This window comes from Streptomyces sp. NPDC085866 (assembly GCF_044541035.1).
In the GTDB taxonomy this organism is placed as follows: domain Bacteria; phylum Actinomycetota; class Actinomycetes; order Streptomycetales; family Streptomycetaceae; genus Streptomyces.
Window position 1 is genome coordinate 59,125 of sequence record NZ_JBITSQ010000019.1, and the last position, 19,487, is coordinate 78,611.

21 protein-coding genes are annotated in these 19,487 nt (G+C 69.8%); 10 read left to right on the top strand and 11 right to left on the bottom strand.

What is annotated here, in order from left to right; translation table 11 throughout:
* Window positions 1–7 precede the first annotated feature (7 nt).
* A protein-coding gene (locus tag ACIF83_RS37645) for an IS5 family transposase (protein ID WP_399733974.1) occupies window positions 8–780 on the bottom strand; the annotation gives its coding sequence in 2 pieces (ribosomal slippage) (window positions 8–441 and window positions 441–780; 774 coding nt in all).
* A gap of 207 nt (window positions 781–987) precedes the next feature.
* Between ACIF83_RS37645 and ACIF83_RS37650 the strand changes: the two genes are divergently transcribed.
* The gene (locus ACIF83_RS37650; protein ID WP_398141955.1) at window positions 988–1,383 is read left to right on the top strand and encodes a VOC family protein; all 396 of its coding nucleotides are present in this window, start codon (window positions 988–990) and stop codon (window positions 1,381–1,383) included.
* A 263-nt stretch (window positions 1,384–1,646) separates the two neighbouring features.
* Here the strand turns inward: ACIF83_RS37650 and ACIF83_RS37655 are convergent, their stop codons facing one another.
* Entirely contained in the window at window positions 1,647–1,886 is a 240-nt protein-coding gene (locus ACIF83_RS37655; RefSeq protein WP_393484661.1) for a hypothetical protein, read from the bottom strand.
* A gap of 116 nt (window positions 1,887–2,002) precedes the next feature.
* On the opposite strand from ACIF83_RS37655, the gene ACIF83_RS37660 reads away from it, so the two are divergent.
* Window positions 2,003–2,416 (top strand): hypothetical protein, encoded by a 414-nt coding sequence (locus ACIF83_RS37660; protein WP_399733977.1) that lies wholly within the window; start codon window positions 2,003–2,005, stop codon window positions 2,414–2,416.
* Between the two features lie 271 nt (window positions 2,417–2,687).
* On the opposite strand, the gene ACIF83_RS37665 is transcribed toward ACIF83_RS37660, so the two are convergent.
* A protein-coding gene (locus tag ACIF83_RS37665) for an IS5 family transposase (RefSeq protein ID WP_399733980.1) occupies window positions 2,688–3,496 on the bottom strand; the annotation gives its coding sequence in 2 pieces (ribosomal slippage) (window positions 2,688–3,157 and window positions 3,157–3,496; 810 coding nt in all).
* A gap of 324 nt (window positions 3,497–3,820) precedes the next feature.
* Between ACIF83_RS37665 and ACIF83_RS37670 the strand changes: the two genes are divergently transcribed.
* From ACIF83_RS37670 to ACIF83_RS37680, 3 genes are all read left to right on the top strand, one after another.
* The gene (locus ACIF83_RS37670; RefSeq protein ID WP_399734226.1) at window positions 3,821–4,672 is read left to right on the top strand and encodes an IS701 family transposase; all 852 of its coding nucleotides are present in this window, start codon (window positions 3,821–3,823) and stop codon (window positions 4,670–4,672) included.
* A complete protein-coding gene (locus tag ACIF83_RS37675; RefSeq protein WP_116152629.1) occupies window positions 4,600–5,169 on the top strand; it encodes a DUF4232 domain-containing protein in 570 nt (189 codons plus the stop codon). Before ACIF83_RS37670 ends, ACIF83_RS37675 begins: the two co-directional genes overlap by 73 nt.
* Window positions 5,170–5,429: 260 nt before the next feature.
* Entirely contained in the window at window positions 5,430–5,843 is a 414-nt protein-coding gene (locus ACIF83_RS37680) for a DUF6233 domain-containing protein (RefSeq protein ID WP_399733983.1), read from the top strand.
* On the opposite strand, the gene ACIF83_RS37685 is transcribed toward ACIF83_RS37680, so the two are convergent.
* The 3 genes from ACIF83_RS37685 to ACIF83_RS37695 all read right to left on the bottom strand — a co-directional run bounded on the left by ACIF83_RS37685 (window position 5,840) and on the right by ACIF83_RS37695 (window position 9,835).
* Window positions 5,840–6,547 (bottom strand): Ku protein, encoded by a 708-nt coding sequence (locus tag ACIF83_RS37685; protein WP_399734228.1) that lies wholly within the window; start codon window positions 6,545–6,547, stop codon window positions 5,840–5,842. The two genes, ACIF83_RS37680 and ACIF83_RS37685, sit on opposite strands and share 4 nt — an antisense overlap.
* Before the next feature lie 119 nt (window positions 6,548–6,666).
* Complete coding sequence (locus tag ACIF83_RS37690; protein WP_393484657.1) at window positions 6,667–7,164, bottom strand: GNAT family N-acetyltransferase; 498 nt, start codon at window positions 7,162–7,164, stop codon at window positions 6,667–6,669.
* A 664-nt stretch (window positions 7,165–7,828) separates the two neighbouring features.
* Window positions 7,829–9,835 (bottom strand): Ig-like domain repeat protein, encoded by a 2,007-nt coding sequence (locus ACIF83_RS37695; protein WP_399733986.1) that lies wholly within the window; start codon window positions 9,833–9,835, stop codon window positions 7,829–7,831.
* 589 nt (window positions 9,836–10,424) lie between these two features.
* Between ACIF83_RS37695 and ACIF83_RS37700 the strand changes: the two genes are divergently transcribed.
* Entirely contained in the window at window positions 10,425–10,562 is a 138-nt protein-coding gene (locus ACIF83_RS37700) for a hypothetical protein (RefSeq protein ID WP_399733989.1), read from the top strand.
* A gap of 492 nt (window positions 10,563–11,054) precedes the next feature.
* Here ACIF83_RS37700 and ACIF83_RS37705 read toward each other — a convergent pair whose 3' ends face one another.
* Window positions 11,055–12,518, bottom strand: coding sequence for a membrane-associated oxidoreductase (locus ACIF83_RS37705; protein ID WP_399734231.1), 1,464 nt, complete (start codon window positions 12,516–12,518; stop codon window positions 11,055–11,057).
* A 577-nt stretch (window positions 12,519–13,095) separates the two neighbouring features.
* Here ACIF83_RS37705 and ACIF83_RS37710 point away from each other — a divergent pair.
* The gene (locus ACIF83_RS37710; RefSeq protein ID WP_398141904.1) at window positions 13,096–13,317 is read left to right on the top strand and encodes an SHOCT domain-containing protein; all 222 of its coding nucleotides are present in this window, start codon (window positions 13,096–13,098) and stop codon (window positions 13,315–13,317) included.
* A 24-nt stretch (window positions 13,318–13,341) separates the two neighbouring features.
* On the opposite strand, the gene ACIF83_RS37715 is transcribed toward ACIF83_RS37710, so the two are convergent.
* From ACIF83_RS37715 to ACIF83_RS37725, 3 genes are read right to left on the bottom strand one after another with little or no spacing between them, the layout of a single operon-like run.
* Entirely contained in the window at window positions 13,342–14,193 is an 852-nt protein-coding gene (locus tag ACIF83_RS37715) for a phosphatase PAP2 family protein (protein WP_399733993.1), read from the bottom strand.
* A complete protein-coding gene (locus tag ACIF83_RS37720) occupies window positions 14,190–15,008 on the bottom strand; it encodes a VTC domain-containing protein (RefSeq protein ID WP_399733996.1) in 819 nt (272 codons plus the stop codon). Before ACIF83_RS37720 ends, ACIF83_RS37715 begins: the two co-directional genes overlap by 4 nt.
* The gene (locus ACIF83_RS37725) at window positions 15,005–15,658 is read right to left on the bottom strand and encodes a DUF4956 domain-containing protein (protein ID WP_399733999.1); all 654 of its coding nucleotides are present in this window, start codon (window positions 15,656–15,658) and stop codon (window positions 15,005–15,007) included. Before ACIF83_RS37725 ends, ACIF83_RS37720 begins: the two co-directional genes overlap by 4 nt.
* 153 nt (window positions 15,659–15,811) lie before the next feature.
* Here ACIF83_RS37725 and ACIF83_RS37730 point away from each other — a divergent pair, with 153 nt between their 5' ends.
* Both ACIF83_RS37730 and ACIF83_RS37735 read left to right on the top strand, forming a co-directional pair.
* Window positions 15,812–16,483: a response regulator transcription factor gene (locus tag ACIF83_RS37730; protein WP_393484650.1), complete on the top strand. Its 672-nt coding sequence runs from the start codon at window positions 15,812–15,814 to the stop codon at window positions 16,481–16,483.
* Window positions 16,480–17,853 (top strand): ATP-binding protein, encoded by a 1,374-nt coding sequence (locus ACIF83_RS37735; protein WP_399734002.1) that lies wholly within the window; start codon window positions 16,480–16,482, stop codon window positions 17,851–17,853. The genes ACIF83_RS37730 and ACIF83_RS37735 overlap by 4 nt, the downstream gene beginning before the upstream one ends.
* Window positions 17,854–17,875: 22 nt before the next feature.
* Here the strand turns inward: ACIF83_RS37735 and ACIF83_RS37740 are convergent, their stop codons facing one another.
* On the bottom strand, window positions 17,876–19,000 hold the full coding sequence (locus tag ACIF83_RS37740) for an MFS transporter (protein ID WP_399734234.1): 1,125 nt from the start codon (window positions 18,998–19,000) through the stop codon (window positions 17,876–17,878).
* 220 nt (window positions 19,001–19,220) lie between these two features.
* On the opposite strand from ACIF83_RS37740, the gene ACIF83_RS37745 reads away from it, so the two are divergent.
* Complete coding sequence (locus tag ACIF83_RS37745) at window positions 19,221–19,460, top strand: hypothetical protein (RefSeq protein WP_393484648.1); 240 nt, start codon at window positions 19,221–19,223, stop codon at window positions 19,458–19,460.
* Window positions 19,461–19,487: the final 27 nt, after the last annotated feature.

The following is a 19,487-nucleotide window of genomic DNA, read 5'->3' on the forward strand; positions in this document are numbered from 1 at the left end:
TCAGATGTCAACCGATCGTGCGGCAGACCCCGAGATGGAGGTCGGCGCGTCGCTCGTAGCGGACGCGGAGCCGCTTGAAGTGGTGCAGCCAGGCGAAGGTGCGCTCGACCACCCACCGCACCCTGCCCAACCCTGAACCGTGGACGACACCGCGCCGGGCGATCATCGGCTTGATGCCGCGCTTCCACAGCAGGCGGCGGTATTTGTCGAAGTCGTAGCCCCGGTCGGCATACAGGCGCCGGGGCTTGCGGCGGGGGCGTCCCCGCAGTCCCCGGATCGATGGGACGGCGTCGAGCAGCGGCAGGAGCTGGGTGACGTCGTGCCGGTTGCCGCCGGTGAGCGTGACGGCGAGCGGGGTTCCGTGGCGGTCGACGATCAGGTGGTGCTTGGAGCCGGGGCGGGCGTGGTCGACGGGTGAGGGGCCGACGTGATCCCCCCTTTGAGTGCCCGGACGCGCGAGCCGTCCACGGCGCAGTCGTCCAGGTCCAGCAGGCCGGCGCGGCGAAGCTCGGTCAGCAGGGCGGCCTGCAGGCGTGGCCAGACGCCGGCCTCGGTCCAGTCCCGCAGTCGGCGCCAGGCCGTCACCCCGGAGCAGCCCACGATCTCGGCTGGCACGTCACGCCAGGCAACGCCGGTCCGCAGCACGTACATGACGCCAGTGAGAGCCACTCGGTCGGAGACACGCAGCCGCCCGGGGTAGCGGTGCCGCCGCTCGGGAGCGGGCGGCAACAGCGGGGCCACCCGCTCCCACAGGTCGTCAGAAACAAGATCAACACGCACCCGGACACCCTGCTGACCAAGATCGACGAGTGCAAGACCCACAGCTCAACTCATTCTGAAACGATCAGTAAGTGCGGGGTTCTACCGGCGGCGGGCCGGCACAACCCCGTCCGCGCATCTTCGATGACCGAGGTGTCGTAGCGATTCCGGACCGGAGGTGGCGCGGCCCCATAGGCTGAGCTCTCGTCCGTACTGTCTGGGGGAGTAATGAGCAGTAGGTTCACCGAGTTGGTTGTCGACTGCCACAATCCGGAGCGGCTCGCGGCCTTCTGGTGCGCGGTCCTGGACTTCAAGGTGATCGACCGGAGCGATGGCAAGGTCGAGATCGGTTCCTGGGAGCCGACCGTCGAGGAGGTCCGGGCCCGCCAGATGCCGCCCACCCTGCTCTTCATCCAGGTGCCCGAGGGCAAGATCGTGAAGAACCGGCTTCACCTGGACGTCAGCCCGATCGACGGCAGTACCGACGACGAGGTGGCCAGACTGCTTGGCCTTGGCGCCGCCAAGGTGGACGTGGGCCAGGGCTCTGGCCGGAGCTGGGGGGTCATGGCCGATCCCGAGGGCAACGAGTTCGACGTCGTGCGCTCCCTGGCACCGTCCAATTAGATGATCACTCCCAAGGGTTAGTGTCGTAGGCGGTCAGCGAACGCAAGACGAGCTGTCCGCCGGTCCGCGGTCTACCAACACCAGAAGCTGGGGGCAGGCACAGTGGTTGGCCTCCCCGTGGTGACCGTCTTCTTGCTCATCATGGAGAGGGACCCATCCTCGGCCACACCGCAGACGGTGGCCCCGTCGACGCCCACGACGGCACCACTCTCCGCCGCTCAGCTTGCACCTGGCGCCTTGCCCGGGTGCGATAGCCTCGGCTTTCAGGACCTCCGCTCGCATGCGCGGGCGATGTGCTCGCGGCACAGGGTGACCCGCCGGCTACAACACCCGCTCACAAGGCCATGGCGCTGCGCGACGCGACGTCTGCTGGTGTGTTCGACGCGGGTCCAGCGGGCATCGTCGCTGTCGCCGTAGCGGTGTTCCTGCCAGTAGCGGCCGCTTTTGGTTGTTTTGGCGCTGCTGTCGGAGACGGTCAAGGTGCCGGGCTCGATCTCGATCACAACACCCTTTAGGTGACTTCGTGCTACGACCGTCGTTGGCGGCCGTGCGTTCCCGGGGGATAGTCTCACGCTCGCTTTGATCACGTTCCGATACTCAACAACGGGGATTGGCAAGCATGTCGACACCTTCGCAGCAGTACCAGAATCAGACGCCGTACGGGCAGCCGCAGCAACCGCAGCGTCCGCAGCCGGGCGGCTTGGGGCGGATGCTGAAGTCCGCCGTTGTCGTCATAGCCGTGTTCGGTGCCGTCGGCTACTGGGTCTGGGACTACAACACCAACCCCAACGGTGGCAAGGCGAAGGAGGAGGCCGAGGTGGCATCGCACAATCCCACCATCGGTGACTGCGTCAAGGTTCAGGATCCTCAGGGCAGTCCGGTACCGACGGTCGTCCACTGCGATTCTCCCGAGGCTGAGTACAAGATGGGCGACTTGGTGGTCGCGGGCCAGCGGTGCGGGTCGGAGTACGACTACGGCATCAAGGTCACCCGTCGGGGCCTGGGCCACACGATGTGCTTCACCAAGCTCTGAGTGTTTTGATCCTAGCGGCCGCCGTTCCCAGGAGCGGGCGGCGGCCGTGTACCTCGGGCGAACCTGCCACAGCATCAGGTGGCGGCCCACGGCCCGGTGTACCGGTCCTGGGATGCTGAGGAGATCGACGGCGTGCGCGTCGATGAGGAGTCGACCGCGACGATCCAGCCGAGGTCGCTTCGGCGTCGGCCTGGGCGAGCAGAGCGGTGAAGACCTTCTCCAGGTGCCTCGGCGGCCCGCTTCCTCAGCACGGACGGCCTTACTGATCGTTTCAGAATGAGGTGCGGAGTCGTCTCAAGCAGATGATGCTGCAGGCGAGTTGGAGCAGGCCGAGATGGAGGTCGGCGCGTATCTCGTAGCGGATGCGAAGGCGTTTGAACTGGTGGAGCCACGCGAAGGTGCGCTCGACGACCCAGCGGGTCTTGCCGAGTCCGGACCCGTGAGGAGCGCCGCGTCGGGCAATCTTGGGTGTGATGCCGCGGGTCCGGAGGATGCGGCGGTACTTGTCGAAGTCGTAGCCGCGGTCGGCGAAGACCCGTCGGGGGCGATTGCGGGGCCGGCCGACCAGCCCGCGGACTGCGGGGATCGCGTCCAGGAGCGGGATGAGCTGGGTGATGTCGTGTCGGTTTCCGCTGGTCAGGGTGATGGCGAGTGGGGTTCCGTGCCGGTCGGTGGCGAGGTGGTGCTTGCTGCCCGGGCGGGCGCGGTCGACCGGCGAAGGTCCGGTGTGAGCCCCCCTTTGAGCGCCCTGAAGTGCGAGGCGTCGACGGCAGCGTCGTCCATGTCCAGCAGGCCGGCGCGGCGCAGCTCGATGAGGAGGGCTGCGTGAAGGCGGGGCCAGACACCGGCTTCGGTCCAATCCCGCAGCCGCCGCCAGGCCGTCACACCGCTGCATCCGATCTGTTCTGCTGGGACGTCTCTCCAGCTCACGCTCTTGCACAGGACGTAAACGATGCCCCTCAGCGCAGCACGGTCATCCGCCGGCAACCGCCCGGGATACCGACGCCGCCTGGGCGGACGAGCAGGCAACAGCGGGGCCACACGTTCCCACAGGCCATCGGGCACAAGATCAGCGGACACCCGACAGATCCTGCCGACACAACACTCAACTGCCAAGCCTCACAACGAACTTCATTCTGAAACGATCACTTAGTACTCCAGTCAGAAATCGTGTCCTGAGCTGGCTGTTCTCGTTGTCCTGTCATGGAGGGGATTGCTGAAGTCGAGGGCTGGGCCGCGGAGTTGGAGTCTGTCTTCGCACGGGTGGCGGGCCGGTTCGGGCGAGCAGATTTGCGGTGGCGGATGCGGGACTATGTCCGCGGCCTGTTGGCGCCAGTGGGCCGGAAGAACGGCTGGTAACTGGCTGAGTACGCAGGACATCGAGACCCCGCTGGACTGCAGCACCTGCTCAATAGTGCCCGCTGGGACGCCAATGCCGTCCGAGACGACCTGAGGGAGTACGTCGGCCAACGGCTGGGTCCGGACGGAGTCCTGATCATCGATGACACCGGGTTCATCAAGAAGGGCACCACGTCGGCCGGGGTATCCCGGCAGTACACCGGCACGTCCGGAAAGATCGACAACTGCCAGATCGGTGTCTTCGCGGCCTACGCCACCGGCCACGGAAGGGCCCTGGTCGACCGCGAGCTCTACCTCCCCAAGAGCTGGACCAACGACCGTGAGCGGTGCCGGGAAGCGAAGATCCCCGACGAGCGCACCTTCGCGACCAAAGGCGAGCTGGCCAGGGGCCTGGTCCGTCGCTGCATCGCCGCAGGCCTGCCCGTCGCATGGGTCACCGCCGATGAAGCCTACGGACAGGACTGGTCCTTCCGCCGCCTGCTCGAACAGCTCGACGTCGGCTATGTCGTGGCAGTGCCGAAGTCCCAGCAGATCAAGTCCCTGGCCGGCATCTGGCGCATCGACCAGCTCATCGAGGAAGCACCCAAGGACGCCTGGCAGACCCTGTCCTGCGGTGACGGGGCCAAGGGACCACGCGTCTACGACTGGGCCGCGGCCAAACTGCCCGCCAACCCCTGTCGTCACCGTTCCGTCACAAGTAGTCGCCGCACGGAACCCTGCCGCTCTCCCGCCCCGTCTGCACTCACGTACCACGACCACACGTACCGCGGGGCAACAACCGACGACCGAAACCCGCGGACGAGACGACTCAGGGGGACGACAGCATGCGGCACAGCAACGGCATTCGCAGGGCGGCTCTGGCGACGACGGCGGTCACGGCCGTCGCGGCGGCGGTGACCGGCATCCTGCCCGGCACCGCCATGGCGGCGAGCACCACCACCTCCACCCCGCCGCCCGCCTGCCCGGCCTCCGCCCTCCAGGTCAGCGCCTGGCAGGCCGTCCACCGGCCCGTCGGGACCGGGACCGGGGCGGCGGTCGTGCAGTTCACCAACGTCTCCCGGAGGACGTGCGTCCTGAAGGGCCATCCGACGGTCGCGGGCGCCGGCAACGGCTCCCCCGCCCACAACACCCCGCTCAAGGTCACCCCCACCGGCAGGGCGGCCACCGTGACGGTCCGGCCGCACGGCAAGGCGTGGGTGAAGCTGACCTTCGTCCAGGTCCAGGGGGAGGCCGACGGCTACTGCGTGTCGGGCAAGGACCCGGTGACATATCCGACGATGGTCATCGGGCTGCCGCACTCCGGGAAGCACCAGGTCGCCCTGAACGACGGGGTGTGGGCCGAGTGCGACAACAAGGTGACCGTCACCCCGGTCTCGGCGGTCAAGCCTTCCTGACCCCACCGTCCCCACAAATCGAGCAGCCTGCACGACGATCGCAACGCTCTGACCTTCACGTTTACGAGGCGCTGCACATAAGTGCAGGTCAGCGACTCAGCGCACCTTCGGTGCGCCGAGTCGCCGACCTGCGGTGATCAAACTCCGATGACACAAAATCGCGTCCGTCAAAGTCCGATGGCACACGGTCAAGATCCAGTGGCACGGGACACCGGCGCCCGGAGTCGACGTGGTGCTGCCGTAGTGCTTGAATCGAACATGTGAGCGAGCTGCCTCCTGATTCTGCGCGCCTGCGCGTGATCCTGGCGCACCTCGACAAGCAGGTGGCCGACCACGAGACCGTCGGCATCTACCTCCGCCTCCAGCGCGAGGCCGTCCAGGAGGCCCTCGGCCGCAGCGAGGCGCCGCCCCCGCGACGCCCGGGCCGGCCGGCCAAGGGAGGAAAGATGCTCCCGCCCCTGGCGCAGGCGAAAACCCGGGGTGGGTTCGTCGTCCAGCAGAAGCGCACCCCGAACGGACCCGAGCCCGCCGTGATCCACGTCGACGACTGCACGATGATCGAGGGCATCCCCCACCCGATCCGCGATCACGAGGCACGCGTCTCACTGACCGATCCGAACATCGAGCCGTGCGCCTTCTGCCGCCCAGACACCGAGCTGGGCGTCCTCGACTAGGCGCTGCGAGGCCGGCGACCAGTCGCCTTCTTCACTGTGGCCTTCTTGGCCGTGGCCGGCTGCTTCTTCGCGGTCGCCTTCTTCTTCGGCTTCGGCATCTCGTGCACCTTGGCCGGCTCGCCGCGGGCGGCCTTCGCCTGCTCGACGCTCGCGTTCAGGGCGGCCATCAGGTCGAGCACGGGGGCGGGCTGCTCCGGCTCCGGTGCCTCGGGGAGCGGCTTGGCCTCTCGCTTCGCCTCGGTGATCTGTGCCATGGCCTCGGTGTAGTGGTCCTGGAACTCCTCCCCTTCCAGGGAGTCGGTGGTCATGGTGTCCATGAGGGCGAGCGCGCCCTCGATCTCCTCGTCGCTCACCTCGACCGGGGGTGGCAGCAGCTCGGCGGGGTCGCGGATCTCGTCCGGCCAGCGCATCGCGTGGAGCACCGGGACGTCGTCCTTCACGCGGAGCAGGCCGAGCCGCTCGCGGCCGGAGCATGCGTACTTCGCGACGGCCACCTTGCCGGAGCGGCCGAGGGCCTGCACGAGCAGCTTGTACGGCTTGGCGGCGACCTGGCTGGACGGCTGCAGGTAGTAGCCCTCTCCGATGCGGATCGGGTCCACCGACTCCAGCGGCACGAACGCGTCGATCTCGATGGCCTTCGCCGTGGGCAGCGGCAGGTTCCTCAGCTCGTCGTCCGTGATGGGTATGACCTGCGTCTTGGTCAGCCGCCCAGCGCAGGGAACGCGCCCGCATCCGCAGCGAGAAGGGCATCCGCTGGGGCGGACGCCCCCTCGCCGCCGCAGCCTGAGCGCGTGGGGAATCCCGCCGTGCCCGGATGTGGAGATCAGACAGCGGCCAGGCTCTTCGCCATGACCCGCTCCCTGCCCACGCCATCGGGCAGAAGATCGCCGGGCTCACCTGTGTCCGTGAAACCGTGCCGCTCATAGAGCGCGGTCGCCTTGCGGTTGTCCGGCATGACGGACAACCGCATCGTCGTGGCACCGCGCTCCGCCGCCCACCGCTCGATCGCCTGGATCAGGTGGTCACCCACGCCCTTGCCCCGAGCCGCGGGGTTGACCCACATCGAGATCAACTCCACGTTCCCTGCTCCCTCGCCCGGCACTCCGCTGGCCATGCCTACCGGGAGGTCGTCGAGGAGTGCGACGAGGTCGTGCGCGCCAGGAATCGACAGACGGGCGCGCCAGCGTTCCTCTCGGTCGCCGGAGCCCTGCCACTGGGCCAGTGTCGATCCGAACGCGTAGGGCGCCTCAGCAAGCGCGGCCAGTCGCAACTCCCGCCACAGGGGCCAGTCGTCTGATTTCAAGGTGCGTAGTTCAAGCATGATCCAGACCCTGCCCGCGCGCCGGGGTGGTCAGCAAGTTGATTACAGCGATGCAAACGAGGTCGTTCCGCCTTGCGACCAGCCAAAACCGGGGAGCAGCGGTCACTCGCGCACCCGCAGACCACGAGACCTCGGTGAACCTATCCGGTCACGGCACTAGGCGTGCGCGAGGAGGATGCCGTCCTTGGCCTTCGCGTTCTTCTCGACGCGCATGCCCGCCTCGGTGAGCCCCTCGATCTCAGTCAACACGTCCTTCTCCTAGTACACGACGGCGTCCATCTCGAAGGGGTACTTCACGTTCCCCGCCTGCGCCACGGTGACACCATGACGGGATGGGCAGCCGGGTGCGTAGGCGTACGCCAGTACCCCGCGACCCATGCGACCAGCCCGTCAGGATCGGGGGCCTCGCGCCCGATGCCCCCTCGCCCGGCTGGTCAGCCGTCGCGTTGCGCTGCCCTCGGACATCCGATCCAGCCCGACCGCCACTTTCCTCTGCCGCTCAAGATCCGAGTGCGGATACATCAGCGCGGCCCGCTCCGAGCAGTGGTCGACGCGCCATCGTGTCCTTGAGCGTGGCACTCGGCTCTATCGCATCCCGTGAGGAAGATGTATCCCAAGGCCCGGCGCGCCATCGGATGCGCCGGGCCTCGGGGGGCGGGCGGCCTCAGCTGGTGAAGGTGAAGTACTTCCAGGAGCCGTGCGTGGTCGAGTTCACGGTGTCGCCCGAGGAGTCGTTGATGTAGGACGACCGCGCGCGCATCGAGTAGCCGGTCTGGTGCGTGCCGCCCAGTTCCACCACCGACTTGCCCGTGGAGTCGAGCTTGAAGTACTGGGACCCCGCCGACCGCCAGGCGCCGTCGTAGTAGATCTGGAACTGCAGCCTCTGCGAGCGGCCGGGGTAGGCCGTCATCGTGGTCGTGAGGAGCGGATTGGTCGTCTTCCGGAAGTAGTACTTGGTGTGCCCGTTGACCGTGGCCGTCTTGTAGTAGCGGCTCAGGCTCAGCGACACCCTGACCTGCGCGCCCACCCAGCTCTTGGCCGTCTTCGGGGCGGTCCGCGCGTCGCCGGAGAAGTACGCGCTCACCGTGGTGTCGCGCTTCAGGGGCAAGGTGACCGACAGGTTGCCCTCGCTGTTGACGGTGCCGGTCTTGACCAGGTACTTGCCCTTGCCGTCGCCCGCGGTGTCCGCGTAGAGCGAGAGCGCCCGGTTCTTGTACGTCGTGCCGAGGTGGGCGGTGAACGTCACGTTACTGGCGTAGGCGTAGATGTTGCCGTTCTTGTTCACTGTCAGGGTCGTGGAGTTCCGGGAGACCTCGACCGTGTCGGAGGCGGAGGCAGTCGTGCGATCGGCGCCGCCGGCATAGGAGACCTTGTACGTGACCTTGCCGCCCGCGGGCGGGGTGTCGGTGAAGGAGAAGGTCCCGTCCGCCTTCACTGTCGCGGCCGGGAGCGCCTTGCCGTTCGGGGAATCCAAGTCCGTTCGGGTGACCGCGACGGTGGTCCCCGCGGGCAGCCCGAGCGTGTTCGTGACCTTGCCGGAGACGGTCAGCGACTTGGCACGGTCGGCCGTCGCCGGGGCGTTCACCGTGATGCTGGTGACGGCCTTGCCGGGGTCGGTGACGACGCGCAGGCGGTACCTGTTGAGGAGGTCGTGTGTGACCGCGAAGAGCCGGCTGCTGTCGGGCGCGAAAGCGAGGTCGCCGTGGTCGAGCAGGGTCTCCTGGGCGACTCCATTCTGGTAGTCGGTGAAGTTGGCGGTCCGCCTCGGGGCCGTGCTACCCGGCTTGTAGACGGACACATGGGGGAGGTTGAAGGAGGCGTAAGTGTCGGTGCCCCCCGCGACGAGGCCGTCCGGCGCGACATCCACCGACCGTTGTTCCCAGTAGCTGCTCGGATACCTGATGGTCTCTGACAGGTCTGAGGTCCGAAAGACCTGCTGGAAGTCGCCTGCTGTGGTGGCCACCACGAGCTCTGTGCCGTCCGGGGTGAGCGCCAGGTCCTCCGCGGTGTTGCCGATGGCGGCGTCCTGCCCGCCGAGGAACGCGGTCCGGCCGGCCGTGCCGGACGACACGTCATAGATGCCGAGGGTGAAGTAGTACTGGCGCGAGCCGGCCGCCAGGGTGTTGGGAGCGCCGGGTGCCGAGTCCAGCAGGGGAGCGTCGTTCCACGTTCCCTCGGCCTCCTGGGCGAGCGAAACCTGCGCCTGCCCGCCGGACAGGTCGAGAGAGCCGATGTTGCCGTGACCGACGCTGCCATAGCCGAACCAAAGTTTGCCGCCCGCGAGCGCCAGGTGCTGCGGATCTGTGCCGTCACCCGTCGCGTACCGCCCAGTCTCGGTGACCGTCGCCGTGTCGATGGCCACGATCTCATCAGTTCCCGGCACGGCGACGTAGACCGTTGCCGAGTCGGCGGAAAGCTCCAGGCCGTCAGCCTGCGGCAGCGAGGTGATCGTCCCGATGACGGTGCCGTTGTAGTCGGTGGCAACGACCTTGCCTCCCGACGGGTCACTGATGAAGACCCGCCGGTGAACGCCGTCCACGATGATGTCGCCGCTGGACGTGATGGGCAGCGCGGCGCTGCTGTCGGCGACAGCAGCGCCCGCGGCCGACCCGATCAGGGCGACAGAACTGAGGGTGACCGCGAGCGCCGTCACGGCCGAAATGCTGCGCACACGCACAGTGATGCAACCCCCACTAGGAAGACAAGACTGCCCACAAGACCCCTGGAGCCCCTTCAGGGTTGTACGGCACAACTGCGCAGGTCTCCGCAGTTGCCACTGGAACTGCGTGACAACGCTGGCGAACAGCCCCAGACAAGCGCGGACGGCGGCGGACCATCGCAGCAGGTCAGCGACACACTCGCCCTACTTAAACCCCCTTCGGGTTGCTTCGAGTCGATCCGAGGGGCTCAGTGTGGTCGATCAGGCAGCCCTGCTCAACGATCATGGAGAAACCCTGGAGATGATCTTGAGATCTAGGGCCCGAAGCACCAACCGAGACCGACGCACTCGGTGATCTTCGGCGAAGACGTCGTCCATCGCTTCGACACCCTCCGTGATCACGGGCCGGAACTTCTTGCGGTAGACCGCCTCGGTGGTCGCCTGGCTGCTGTGACCGACCAGCAGAGCGATCGTCTCCAGCGGGGATGCCGTGGTCGGAAAGCCTCGCCGACGCCCTCACCCTGGCCGCTGCCTGCCAGGTGGTGGGTTGAGGTGGGAGTGTGACAGCCACCGAAATCACTGTTGCGGCAACGCCGCCGGGTTGCGAGACCTGGCCGAACGGCTCGTCGGTCTCGCCGATCCCGAACTCCGGAACGGCTACCACGAGCATCTTGAGAGCGGCATCGACCTCGAAGCCGGCTCGATCAGCTTGATCCTGGAACGCGACGACAAGCTGTAGGACTCACTCGGGCCCGACGTCACGCTGCGCCCAGCCAGGAGCATTGTCCTGCCGGGCAAAGGTGGGCAGCATACGCTCGTACTCAGACATCACCCCGCGATGACAGAGGGCCATCATGGCAGTTGAACCACGGCACGATGTGCGTCGGCTGCGTGTGCGTCTGCGCGGTTACTTCCTCGCCGTGCCAATCCTCGCCGGGTGGGCGGTCATAGGTCACTGGTGGGTGCCTGAACCGTGGTCAGCGACCATAGAGACCGCACTTCTCATACTTGCGGCAAACGTGCTCTACGGCGAGATCCGCGCCCATCGACTCCGTCGTATCGCCCGTATGCCCGATTGAGCGGGAATCAACGGGCAGCAACAGTGCGTATCCAAGTGCGTGACAACGCCGACGAACAGCGGCGGACATGCACGCACGCCCGTGGACACCCCGGCCACCCGCCCTCCCACGTCGAAGGCGGTCCAGATCACCGACTTCGTGCGGCACTGCCCTCACTGGCGGCTGACGGTCCTGGTCACACCGGTGACGACCGTCGTGGCGAGGATCCAGCCGGTGATGATGAGGGCGTAGGACAGCGCCTGGTACCAGCCGTCCGGCGCGAAGGCGTCCTCCTGGCCGAAGGAGATCACGGGTAGCAGCAGGTCGAGGGTGTAGAAGACCGGGTTGAAGTGCGGGGCCTCGGACGCCTTGAGTGGGCGGGGGTGGTGCAGGGCGTACGCGATCGAGCCGACGGCCAGCAGGGACAACAGCCAGGCGCAGGCGCGCAGCGGGCGGAAGCCGTAGCCGACGGTGACGTCCTGGACGTAGCCCCACAGGCGTCCGTACCAGGCCCGGGTGCCGCGCAGGCGGCGCTGCTTGGCGAGTTGGACGAGACGGGCGGCGTGGTCGTCGCCGGCGCGGCGGTAGGCGGCGGTCAACTGTTCGTAGGCGTCGGGGACGTAGCCTTCGCCGTCGCGCTCCAGCATCGGCAGGCGGCGTTCGGCGGGCTCGTGCGGGGTGAGGGCGGTGTAGACGAGGCCGCTGAGAAACACATCGGCCGGCACCGCCTCCGGCTCCAGGACCAGCACCTCGATCTGGGCCCGTCGCAGATTCAGTGCGCCTTCCATGGGCGGACTCTTGCGCAGCCAGAGTTCCCCCACGGTGCAACTGCTCGCGCGCAGTGCCGCGTCGCCGGGATTGGACAGGGACGCGTACGACAGGTCGAGCCGCCCGGTGATGCGGGCACCGCGCAGGCCGATCCAGCCCTCTGTGCGGACGTGCCGCATGCGGAAGTCGCCTTCCACGAGCAGTGTCTGCGCGTCGAGGGCGACGTCGCCCGGATGGCTGAGCCGTGCGTCGTCCAGGCTGGCCGAGCCGGCGATCGAGGTGCTGCTGAGCGTCACCTCCCCGTGCGTTCGCAGTCCGGGAGCCCAGAGGTCGTCGCCAATGGTCGCGTGACTGAGCCCGAGCGCGGGCCGCGCGGTGTCCGGCGGGACGATCTCGGCCCCGCTCAGGAAGAGCGGCCCGCCGATCTCCGTCCCGCCGAGCCGCACCGGGCCGCGGAACCGGCAGCGCGTCAGGTGCAGGATGCCCTCCACCCGCATGGTGGCGGCGGCCAGGCCGGGCATCACAGAGCCGGTGAGGTCCAGTTCGCGGAGCCGGGAGGCGTACAACTGGGGCACGTCCTCGAAGAAGCAGTGGCGCAGGCGCAGGAGATGGTCGATCGAGCCGTACTGCAGGTCGAGTACGCCGGTGATGCGCGCGCCGTCCAGTCTGAGGGCGGCTATCTCCCCGTCATCCTGCGGTCCGTCCAGGAGAAGGGCGCGCAACACCGCTGCCCGGACGGTCCGTTCAGGGCCCCAGCCCTCCCCTTGGGCCGGGTCCTCGTCCTCCGCCGTGCGGAAGTCCACCGCCGCGCCCCGGGAAAAGGCGCGCCAGAGCCTCAGTTCGGCAGGCGCAAGATCGTTCATGTCCATCAGCCGGGACTCTGGCGTCACGCCCCGGCACTGTCAACTCCCTTGAGTGTCAACTTCCTTGAACCTCACCTCCCCCGGGCCTCGGTCCGCGGGCGTGACGACGCGAAGTGGCGGGTATGGACGACACGCGTTCGTCGTTGCCCAGACGGAGTCGGTGCTCTCCTACCGGCCCCGGTGAAGCCTTGGGCCCGCTGTCGCGGTGGCCGGTGCCGGTCGGGGGGCGGACACTTCCGTGGCGTGACCGGCCTGCGGCCTGCCCCAATCGCACGGCGGCGTCCAGGCCGGTGCCCGGGGCCGGGGCCGGGTGCAGGCTGACTCTCCGCCGGAGGCGTGGACGAGGTGGCGGACGACGGGCAGGCCTAGCCCGGTGCCGTCGTTTGCGGGAGTCGGAGGCGCGCCGGAAGCGGTCGAAGGCGCGGGCGCGCTCGGCGGCGGGCGATGAGCAGGGAGGGGCGCCGGGAGCCTGTGCCCCGCTGCGGGGAGCGGCGGGGCGAGGGACAGTGGGAGGAGGAAGCCTCCACGGGAGGTGGGCACAGTGTGGTACTGGCATGGCGGTGGCTGGGCCTTGATGGCCTTCATGCCCATCGTGTGGATCGCGCTGCTCGGTCTCGTCGTGTGGGCGGTGATTCGGCTCACGCAGCACTCCCCGGGGCGGGACAGCGGGCAGGGTCCGGGGTGGCAGCCGCGGGAGACGCCCGAGGAGATCCTCGACCGGCGCTTCGCCTCCGGTGAGATCGACGCGGACACCTATACGGAGGCACGCGAACGCCTCGCCGCCCACAGGCCGAAGCCCCAGTGAGTGCGGCGAGGCGGTGGGCGTGGGTCAGTGGCCGCCGACCGTGAGTTCGTAGTCGCCGATCAGGTCGCCGAGGAGGGTTCCTGCGGTGAGGTCGCTGGAGACGTGGCCGGCCATGTAGAGGCGGGAGTAGAGGACCTCGTCCTGCATCCACCGGTAGTCCTCGGCCCGGTGCGGGGAGAGGGCGCCGAGGAAGGTGACGGCCGCGGCGGCGCGGGTGGCGTGCCGGGAGGGGTAGGAGTACGGGCCCTTGGCTCCGGGCTGAATGTGCTTCTCCGGGCGGAGGCTCGGGTCCAGGACGAACGGGGCCGGCTGCTTGTCGCGGGCGGCGAGCTGGTCGCTGACGGTCTTGGCCAGCTTGAGGGCCGCCTTGAGTTCGGCCTTCTCCGTCGTGCCCTGTCGGGCCGGGATCAGCTCGCGCTGGTCGTGGAGGTAGAGCTTCCAGACGTCCTTCTTGCCGTTGAGCTCCAGCCAGGTGGCCGCCTTCTTCCCGGCGGCCGTACGGGTCTTGGCGAGGGCCTGGACCTGGTGGAGTTCGGCGGTGCGGTCCTTCGCCGTGGGCGGTGCGGGGATCTGCCGGGCGGCCCAGGCGGCGAACGCCTTGTCGTCGCGGGTGGTGCCGTGCGCCTTCTTCCACTGGGCGAAGAGGGCGTCGGCCTTCTCACGCTGGGCGGCGGCCTGCTTGCCGATCGTGGTGATCTCGGCGTCCGTGAAGAGGGTCGGCGGCGGGTTCTGCCTGATGCGGTCGGTCGCCGAGAGCTTCTGCTTCGTCGAGGAGGCCGTGGGCAGCAGCTGCGGTCGCAGCAGGCCGAAAGCGGCGGCGGACACGGCGAGCAGAGCGATGACCGCGTACTGCCATTTGATGCGCAGGGCCTTCATGAGGCGGGGGTCCTTTCGAGGAGCGGTGCGGGCGGGGCCTCGGTGGTGAAGTGCGCGCGGGCGAGACGGCGTACGTCGTTGTCGGGCAGGCCGGGCGTGAGCAGCGACTGACCGACGATGTACTTGCTGAGGGAGACGGGCCGGGCGCCCAGGCGCAGCAGGAGGCGGTCGGCGGGGGCGGGGCGGGTGCCGCCCTTGGTCTCGACGAGGACGTGTCCCGGGTCGAGGCCGACGGTGCGGTCCCCGCGGTGGCAGGTGAGGCCGCCGTCGAGGGTGACGCGCGTTCCGTGGTCCAGGTCGGCGAGGGCCGCACGGACGTAGCGGATCTCCGCGGCGGGGGACAGTGCCGCGGTGGTGACGGGGATGGCCGCGCGGCGCAGTACGTCGTCGATGAACTCGGCCGCGGAGTCGTCCAGCCGGCCGTAGGCGTGGGTGGGGGCCCTGAGAGCGTGTTTGACCGTGGCGCCTCGCCCGTCCTTGGTCTTCACCTCCACCCGGCACAGCCCGTCCTCCGCGTACAGGCGGGTGCGGACCTTCCAGCGTCGGCGGCGCCGCTGCACATGGGCCCGCCAGGCGCCGAGCCGATCGGTGTCGAAGTAGGTGCTGAGGTAGCTCGTCGTCCGGCGTCCGGCCAGGTCGAGGACGTGGTGGCTGTCGGCGAGCCCCTCGACGAGGAGGCGTGCGAGGTCGAGCGGGAGCAGGTACTTGCGGTCGGTGCGGTGCTGGAGCGCGGCCGCCACGTCGACCTCGGCGAGCGTGGCGCCGCGCAGTGCGGACAGGCCGAGGCCGGCGGCGAGCGGGGCGGCCGGGGTCATGAGACGGTCACCTGCTCGCGCGGCCCGGCGTCCTCGGCGGTGGCGGACTCGCCCGGTGCGGCGGGGTAGCGGGCGGAGACCCGGGTGGTCTCGCGGACGTAGTCCACCTCGTCGACGACCACCGACAGCGGTGCCCGGCCGAAGCGGAACGCGACGTCGGCGGCGATCACGGAGGGGTCGTCGTAGACGCGGTCCAGGGTCAGCTTCACCGTGCGGGTCGGGGGCTCGTAGGCGCGGGGATCGTCCACCAGCAGGACCGCCACCAGCACCACCACGTCCACCGCGACGACCAGCCAGGTGTCGCGCTGCGACAGTCCCGTGCACAGGGCTATGACCAGGCTCACGAAGGTGTAGGCGACGTCGCGAAGGGTGAAGGCGGCGCTGCGCAGGCGGACCAGGGAGAGGATGCCGAACAGGCCGAAGCCGACCCCGGCCGGGAACTTGCCCGCGCTGATCGCACTCATCGCCGCGAACAGACCCACGTTCAGCGCGACCAGGACCAGCGGCATCGCCGGCGCGCTGGGGCGGCGCCGGTAGAGCCAGCCGACCAGGATCAGCAGGGCGATGATGTCGAGGCCGCCGCGCGTGGTGAGGTCGGTGGGGGCGATGTGGTGGGTGATGCCCTTGGCGGCGAGCACCAGTGCGTCCATGGCTGTCCCTTTCCGTCCCGGCACGTCGGACGGCGGACCGGTCGCGGTCCGCGGAGCACCGCGACCTGAAGGACGGTAGGGATGTCACATGAACAGACCATGAAGCCTTTCGGGCGGCCGGATCCGGGGGCGCGGGCGGTTAGCCTGGCCGGCATGCACTACCTGGTCGTCGACGACGAGACCCGCCTCACCGACCTCGTCGTCCGCTACCTCACCGAGTCCGGACACACCGCCGAAGGCCGTTACGACGGCCCGTCCGGCCTGGCCGCCGCCCGTGACCCCCGCCTGGACGGGATCGTCCTGGACGTGATGCTGCCGGGCCTGGACGGGGTCGAGGTCTGCCGGACGCTGCGTGGCGAGGGCGTCGACGTACCGGTGATCCTGCTCACCGCGCGCGGCGCGATCAGCGAGCGGGTGGCCGGGCTGGACGCCGGCGCCGACGACTACATGGTGAAGCCGTTCGCCATGGAGGAACTGCTGGCCCGGCTGCGCGCGATATCCCGGCGCCGCCCCGAGTGCTCCGGGCGCCTGCAGATCGGCGACCTCGTCCTCGACCCGGAGCAGCAGCGGGCCTGGCGGGCGGACACCGAGCTGGATCTGTCCCGGCGCGAGTTCGCCGTCCTGCGGGTGCTGATGGAGAACGCCGGGCGGGTGGTGTCCCGCCTGCAGCTGCTGGACGAGGTCTGGGACGGCGAGACCGACCTGCGCAGCAACGCCATCGACGTCCACGTATCCAAGGTGCGCGCGAAGGTCGACCGCGCCTTCGACCGTACGACGATCACGACCCTGCGCGGGCGCGGCTACCGCCTGGAGACAGCCCGGTGAAACCGCAGGGCAGGCTGCACGCGTGGTCCGGGCGGCTGCCCGTCGTCACGCGTCTCGTGCTGGCCGTCGCGGTCACCATGTCCCTCGTCCTGACCGGAACGGCCGGGCTGGTCTACTGGCGGGTCCAGACCGCCCTCGACCGGCAGCTGCACGACGACCTGGCGGCCTACCAGCGCAGCCTCGACCGGTCCGTGCGCGCGGGCACCGCGCTGCCGCCGGGCCCCAGTGGCAGCCTCCACCAGGTCCTCGACCGGCACGGCCGGGTCCTCGACGCCGGCGCCGGCGCGGGCCGTCGGGCCCTGCTCACCCCCGCCGAACTCGACTCGGTGGCACACGGGCACACGCTACGACGTGACATCGGCTCCCTGCTGCCGATCACTCCGGACACGCTGCGTCTGCAGGCCAAGCGCGTCAGGGCCGGAGGAGAGACGCGCATCGTCGTGGCCGCCGTGCGGCGCGGCCACCGTGACGAGGCCCTGCGCGAACTCCTCGCCCAGCTTGCCCTCGCCTCCGGACTGACCCTGATCGCCGCCTCGTACGTCGGCTACCGCACCGCCCGCGCCGCGCTGCGCCCCGTCGAGCGCTACCGCAACGCGGCGGCCACCCTCGCCGACGGCGCCCAGAACCTGCGTCTGGACGTGCCCGCCGACCGCGACGACGAGATCACCCGCCTCGGGCACACCCTCAACCGCATGCTCGACCGGCTGGAGGCGTCCGCCGTCCGCGAGCGCCGGTTCGTCGCGGACGCCAGCCATGAGCTGCGCACCCCGCTGTCCCTGCTGCGGGCCGAGGTCGACGTCGCGCTGCACCGCCCCCGCCCGGCCGAGGAACTCACCGAGACCCTGCGCTCCGTGGACGCCGAGGTCCAGCGCCTGATCGATCTCTCCAACGCCCTGCTGGACCTGGAGGAACTCGGCGGCACCGACCACATCACCCGGGCACCCGTACCACTCACCGAGCTGGTCGGGACCGCCGTGGCCCCGCATCTGCGCACCGCCGAACAGGCCGGGCGCGGCCTGACCAGCGACGCGGCGGACACCATCGTCGACGTCGACGCCCGCTGGCTGGTGCCCGCCATCGGCAACCTCGTCGACAACGCCCTGCGCCACGGACACGGGAACGTCCGCCTCACGGCCGCTGTCCACGAGGGCAGACTACGGCTGTCCGTCACGGACGAGGGGCCAGGCTTCCCGCCCGCGTTCCTGCCCCGGGCGTTCGACCGCTTCGCCCGTGCCGAAGCGAGCCGCACCGGCGAAGGATCCGGCCTGGGGCTCGCCTTCGTGCAGGCGGTGGCCGCGGCGCACGGGGGCACGGTGCGCGCGGAGAACCCGGGGGACGGGGCAGCGGTGACGCTTGACCTGCCTTGCTGAAGCGCCCTTCAGAACGCTGTCCTCAGCCCCGGCGGACGAACGCCAGCACCGCTCCCGCCCCCACGAGGATCCCGAGCGCGCCGAAGCCGTAGGGCAGCGAGGCGCCGGAGGCCACCGCGGCCACCAGCACCGGCCCACCCGCGTCGCCGAGTTCGCGGCCCAGTTCCGCCGCGCCCATGGTCTGGCCCAGCCGCTCCCGGGGCGTCGAGGAGGCCAGCGCGGCGAAGCCCAGCGGGGTGATCAGGCCCGTGCCGAGGCCGATCAGGGTGGCGCCCACGAGGATGCCGGTCAGTCCCGGCAGCATCGCGCAGACCAGGCCGGCCGCGGTGACCGCGAGTCCCACGGCGAGACCGGACCGGGTTCTGAGGCGCCCTTCGTCCAGGGCCCGCCCGGCGCGCGGCTGCACCACCGCGGCGCAGGCGGCGAGCAGCGACACCGCGGCCCCGGTGGCCACCGTGCCCAGCCCGGCGGCGCGGCCGGAGACGGGCAGGAAACCCACACCGGCCGAGAGGGCGGCGGTCGCCGCGGCGAGCGCGCCGGTCGGGGCGAGGAACGCCGGGTCGGCGAGCCGCCGCGCCAGGTCCAGCACCGTCTGCCGGGCCTTGGGCAGCGGGGGTACGACGGGAACGACGAGCGCGGCCCAGACGGCGACCGCCGCGCCGAGCACCGCCAGGACCGCGAACAGCAGCCGCAGGCCCCCGGCCCACACCAGGACACCGCCGAGCAGCGGACCGAGCGTGTAGCCGATGGACTTGTAGAAGCCGTAACTGCCGAAGGCGCGGCCGTGCTTGGCGGCCGGGTTGAGGCGGGCCACCAGGGCGGAGGCGGACGGCGAGAAGGCGGAGGCCGCGGCGCCCTGCCCGAACCGGGCCGCCCACAGCCAGCCGGGGCTGTCCGAGACGACGTACAGCGCGGACGCGCCGGCGAAGCCGACGAGCCCGCCGAGCAGCACGGGGCGGGCGCCTATGCGGTCGGCGAGGGTGCCGAAGACCGGCTTGAGGAGCACCTCGGCACCGTCGTAGAGGGCGAGCAGCCCGCCCAGCACCAGCAGGGAGGTGACCGCGTCCTTGGATTCGGCGCCGAGGCTGGCGGCGACGCCGTGCGCGCCGAAGGCGGTGGTGAACCCGGCCGCGTACAGCGGCCACATCAGCCGGGCCGGGGCCGCCTGTGCGGTCACTGTTCCGCGTCCGGCGTCCGGTGGCGAGCGGCGAGGACCGGCTCGTTCGGCACGAGGCCGAATGTAGCAGCCGTCACATCGGCCGATGGGCCCGGCGATTCGCCATGCGTGTGTGGACGCCCGCCAAGCCCTCTCGGGCAGGAGGGCCGAGACCCATTGCACACCAAGGGTTACTTGCGCGAGGCCTAAAATGTTCTCCGTGGAGATGACCGACGTGACGGGCTGGGAGACCGCGGTGCTCGAGGGCGGGCCCGCGGACGGAGTGCGGATGAAGGTCTCCGGCCGGCCGCGCGTGATCCAGGTGACGTACCCCTGCCAGGTCGAGGCTTCGCCGCCCGGTGTGCGCGCGGAAGCGGTGTACCTCTACCGCCGGGACTACACCGTGCCCGACGAGCCGCTGCGATACGGCTTCGACGTCGCCAGCCCCTGACCGGCGCGGCGGACGAGCCTCAGCGCA

What these genes read in the sequence shown, in the direction of transcription:
- ACIF83_RS37675 (WP_116152629.1), top strand. Translation starts at nt 4,600, where the DNA reads ATGCGGCACAGCAACGGCATTCGCAGGGCGGCTCTGGCGACGACGGCG.
- ACIF83_RS37710 (WP_398141904.1), top strand. Translation starts at nt 13,096, where the DNA reads ATGCCCATCGTGTGGATCGCGCTGCTCGGTCTCGTCGTGTGGGCGGTG.
- ACIF83_RS37745 (WP_393484648.1), top strand. Translation starts at nt 19,221, where the DNA reads ATGTTCTCCGTGGAGATGACCGACGTGACGGGCTGGGAGACCGCGGTG.
- ACIF83_RS37720 (WP_399733996.1), bottom strand. Translation starts at nt 15,008, where the DNA reads ATGACCCCGGCCGCCCCGCTCGCCGCCGGCCTCGGCCTGTCCGCACTG.
- ACIF83_RS37660 (WP_399733977.1), top strand. Translation starts at nt 2,003, where the DNA reads ATGTCGACACCTTCGCAGCAGTACCAGAATCAGACGCCGTACGGGCAG.
- ACIF83_RS37715 (WP_399733993.1), bottom strand. Translation starts at nt 14,193, where the DNA reads ATGAAGGCCCTGCGCATCAAATGGCAGTACGCGGTCATCGCTCTGCTC.
- ACIF83_RS37740 (WP_399734234.1), bottom strand. Translation starts at nt 19,000, where the DNA reads ATGTGGCCGCTGTACGCGGCCGGGTTCACCACCGCCTTCGGCGCGCAC.
- ACIF83_RS37690 (WP_393484657.1), bottom strand. Translation starts at nt 7,164, where the DNA reads ATGCTTGAACTACGCACCTTGAAATCAGACGACTGGCCCCTGTGGCGG.
- ACIF83_RS37730 (WP_393484650.1), top strand. Translation starts at nt 15,812, where the DNA reads ATGCACTACCTGGTCGTCGACGACGAGACCCGCCTCACCGACCTCGTC.
- ACIF83_RS37725 (WP_399733999.1), bottom strand. Translation starts at nt 15,658, where the DNA reads ATGGACGCACTGGTGCTCGCCGCCAAGGGCATCACCCACCACATCGCC.
- ACIF83_RS37650 (WP_398141955.1), top strand. Translation starts at nt 988, where the DNA reads ATGAGCAGTAGGTTCACCGAGTTGGTTGTCGACTGCCACAATCCGGAG.
- ACIF83_RS37705 (WP_399734231.1), bottom strand. Translation starts at nt 12,518, where the DNA reads ATGGACATGAACGATCTTGCGCCTGCCGAACTGAGGCTCTGGCGCGCC.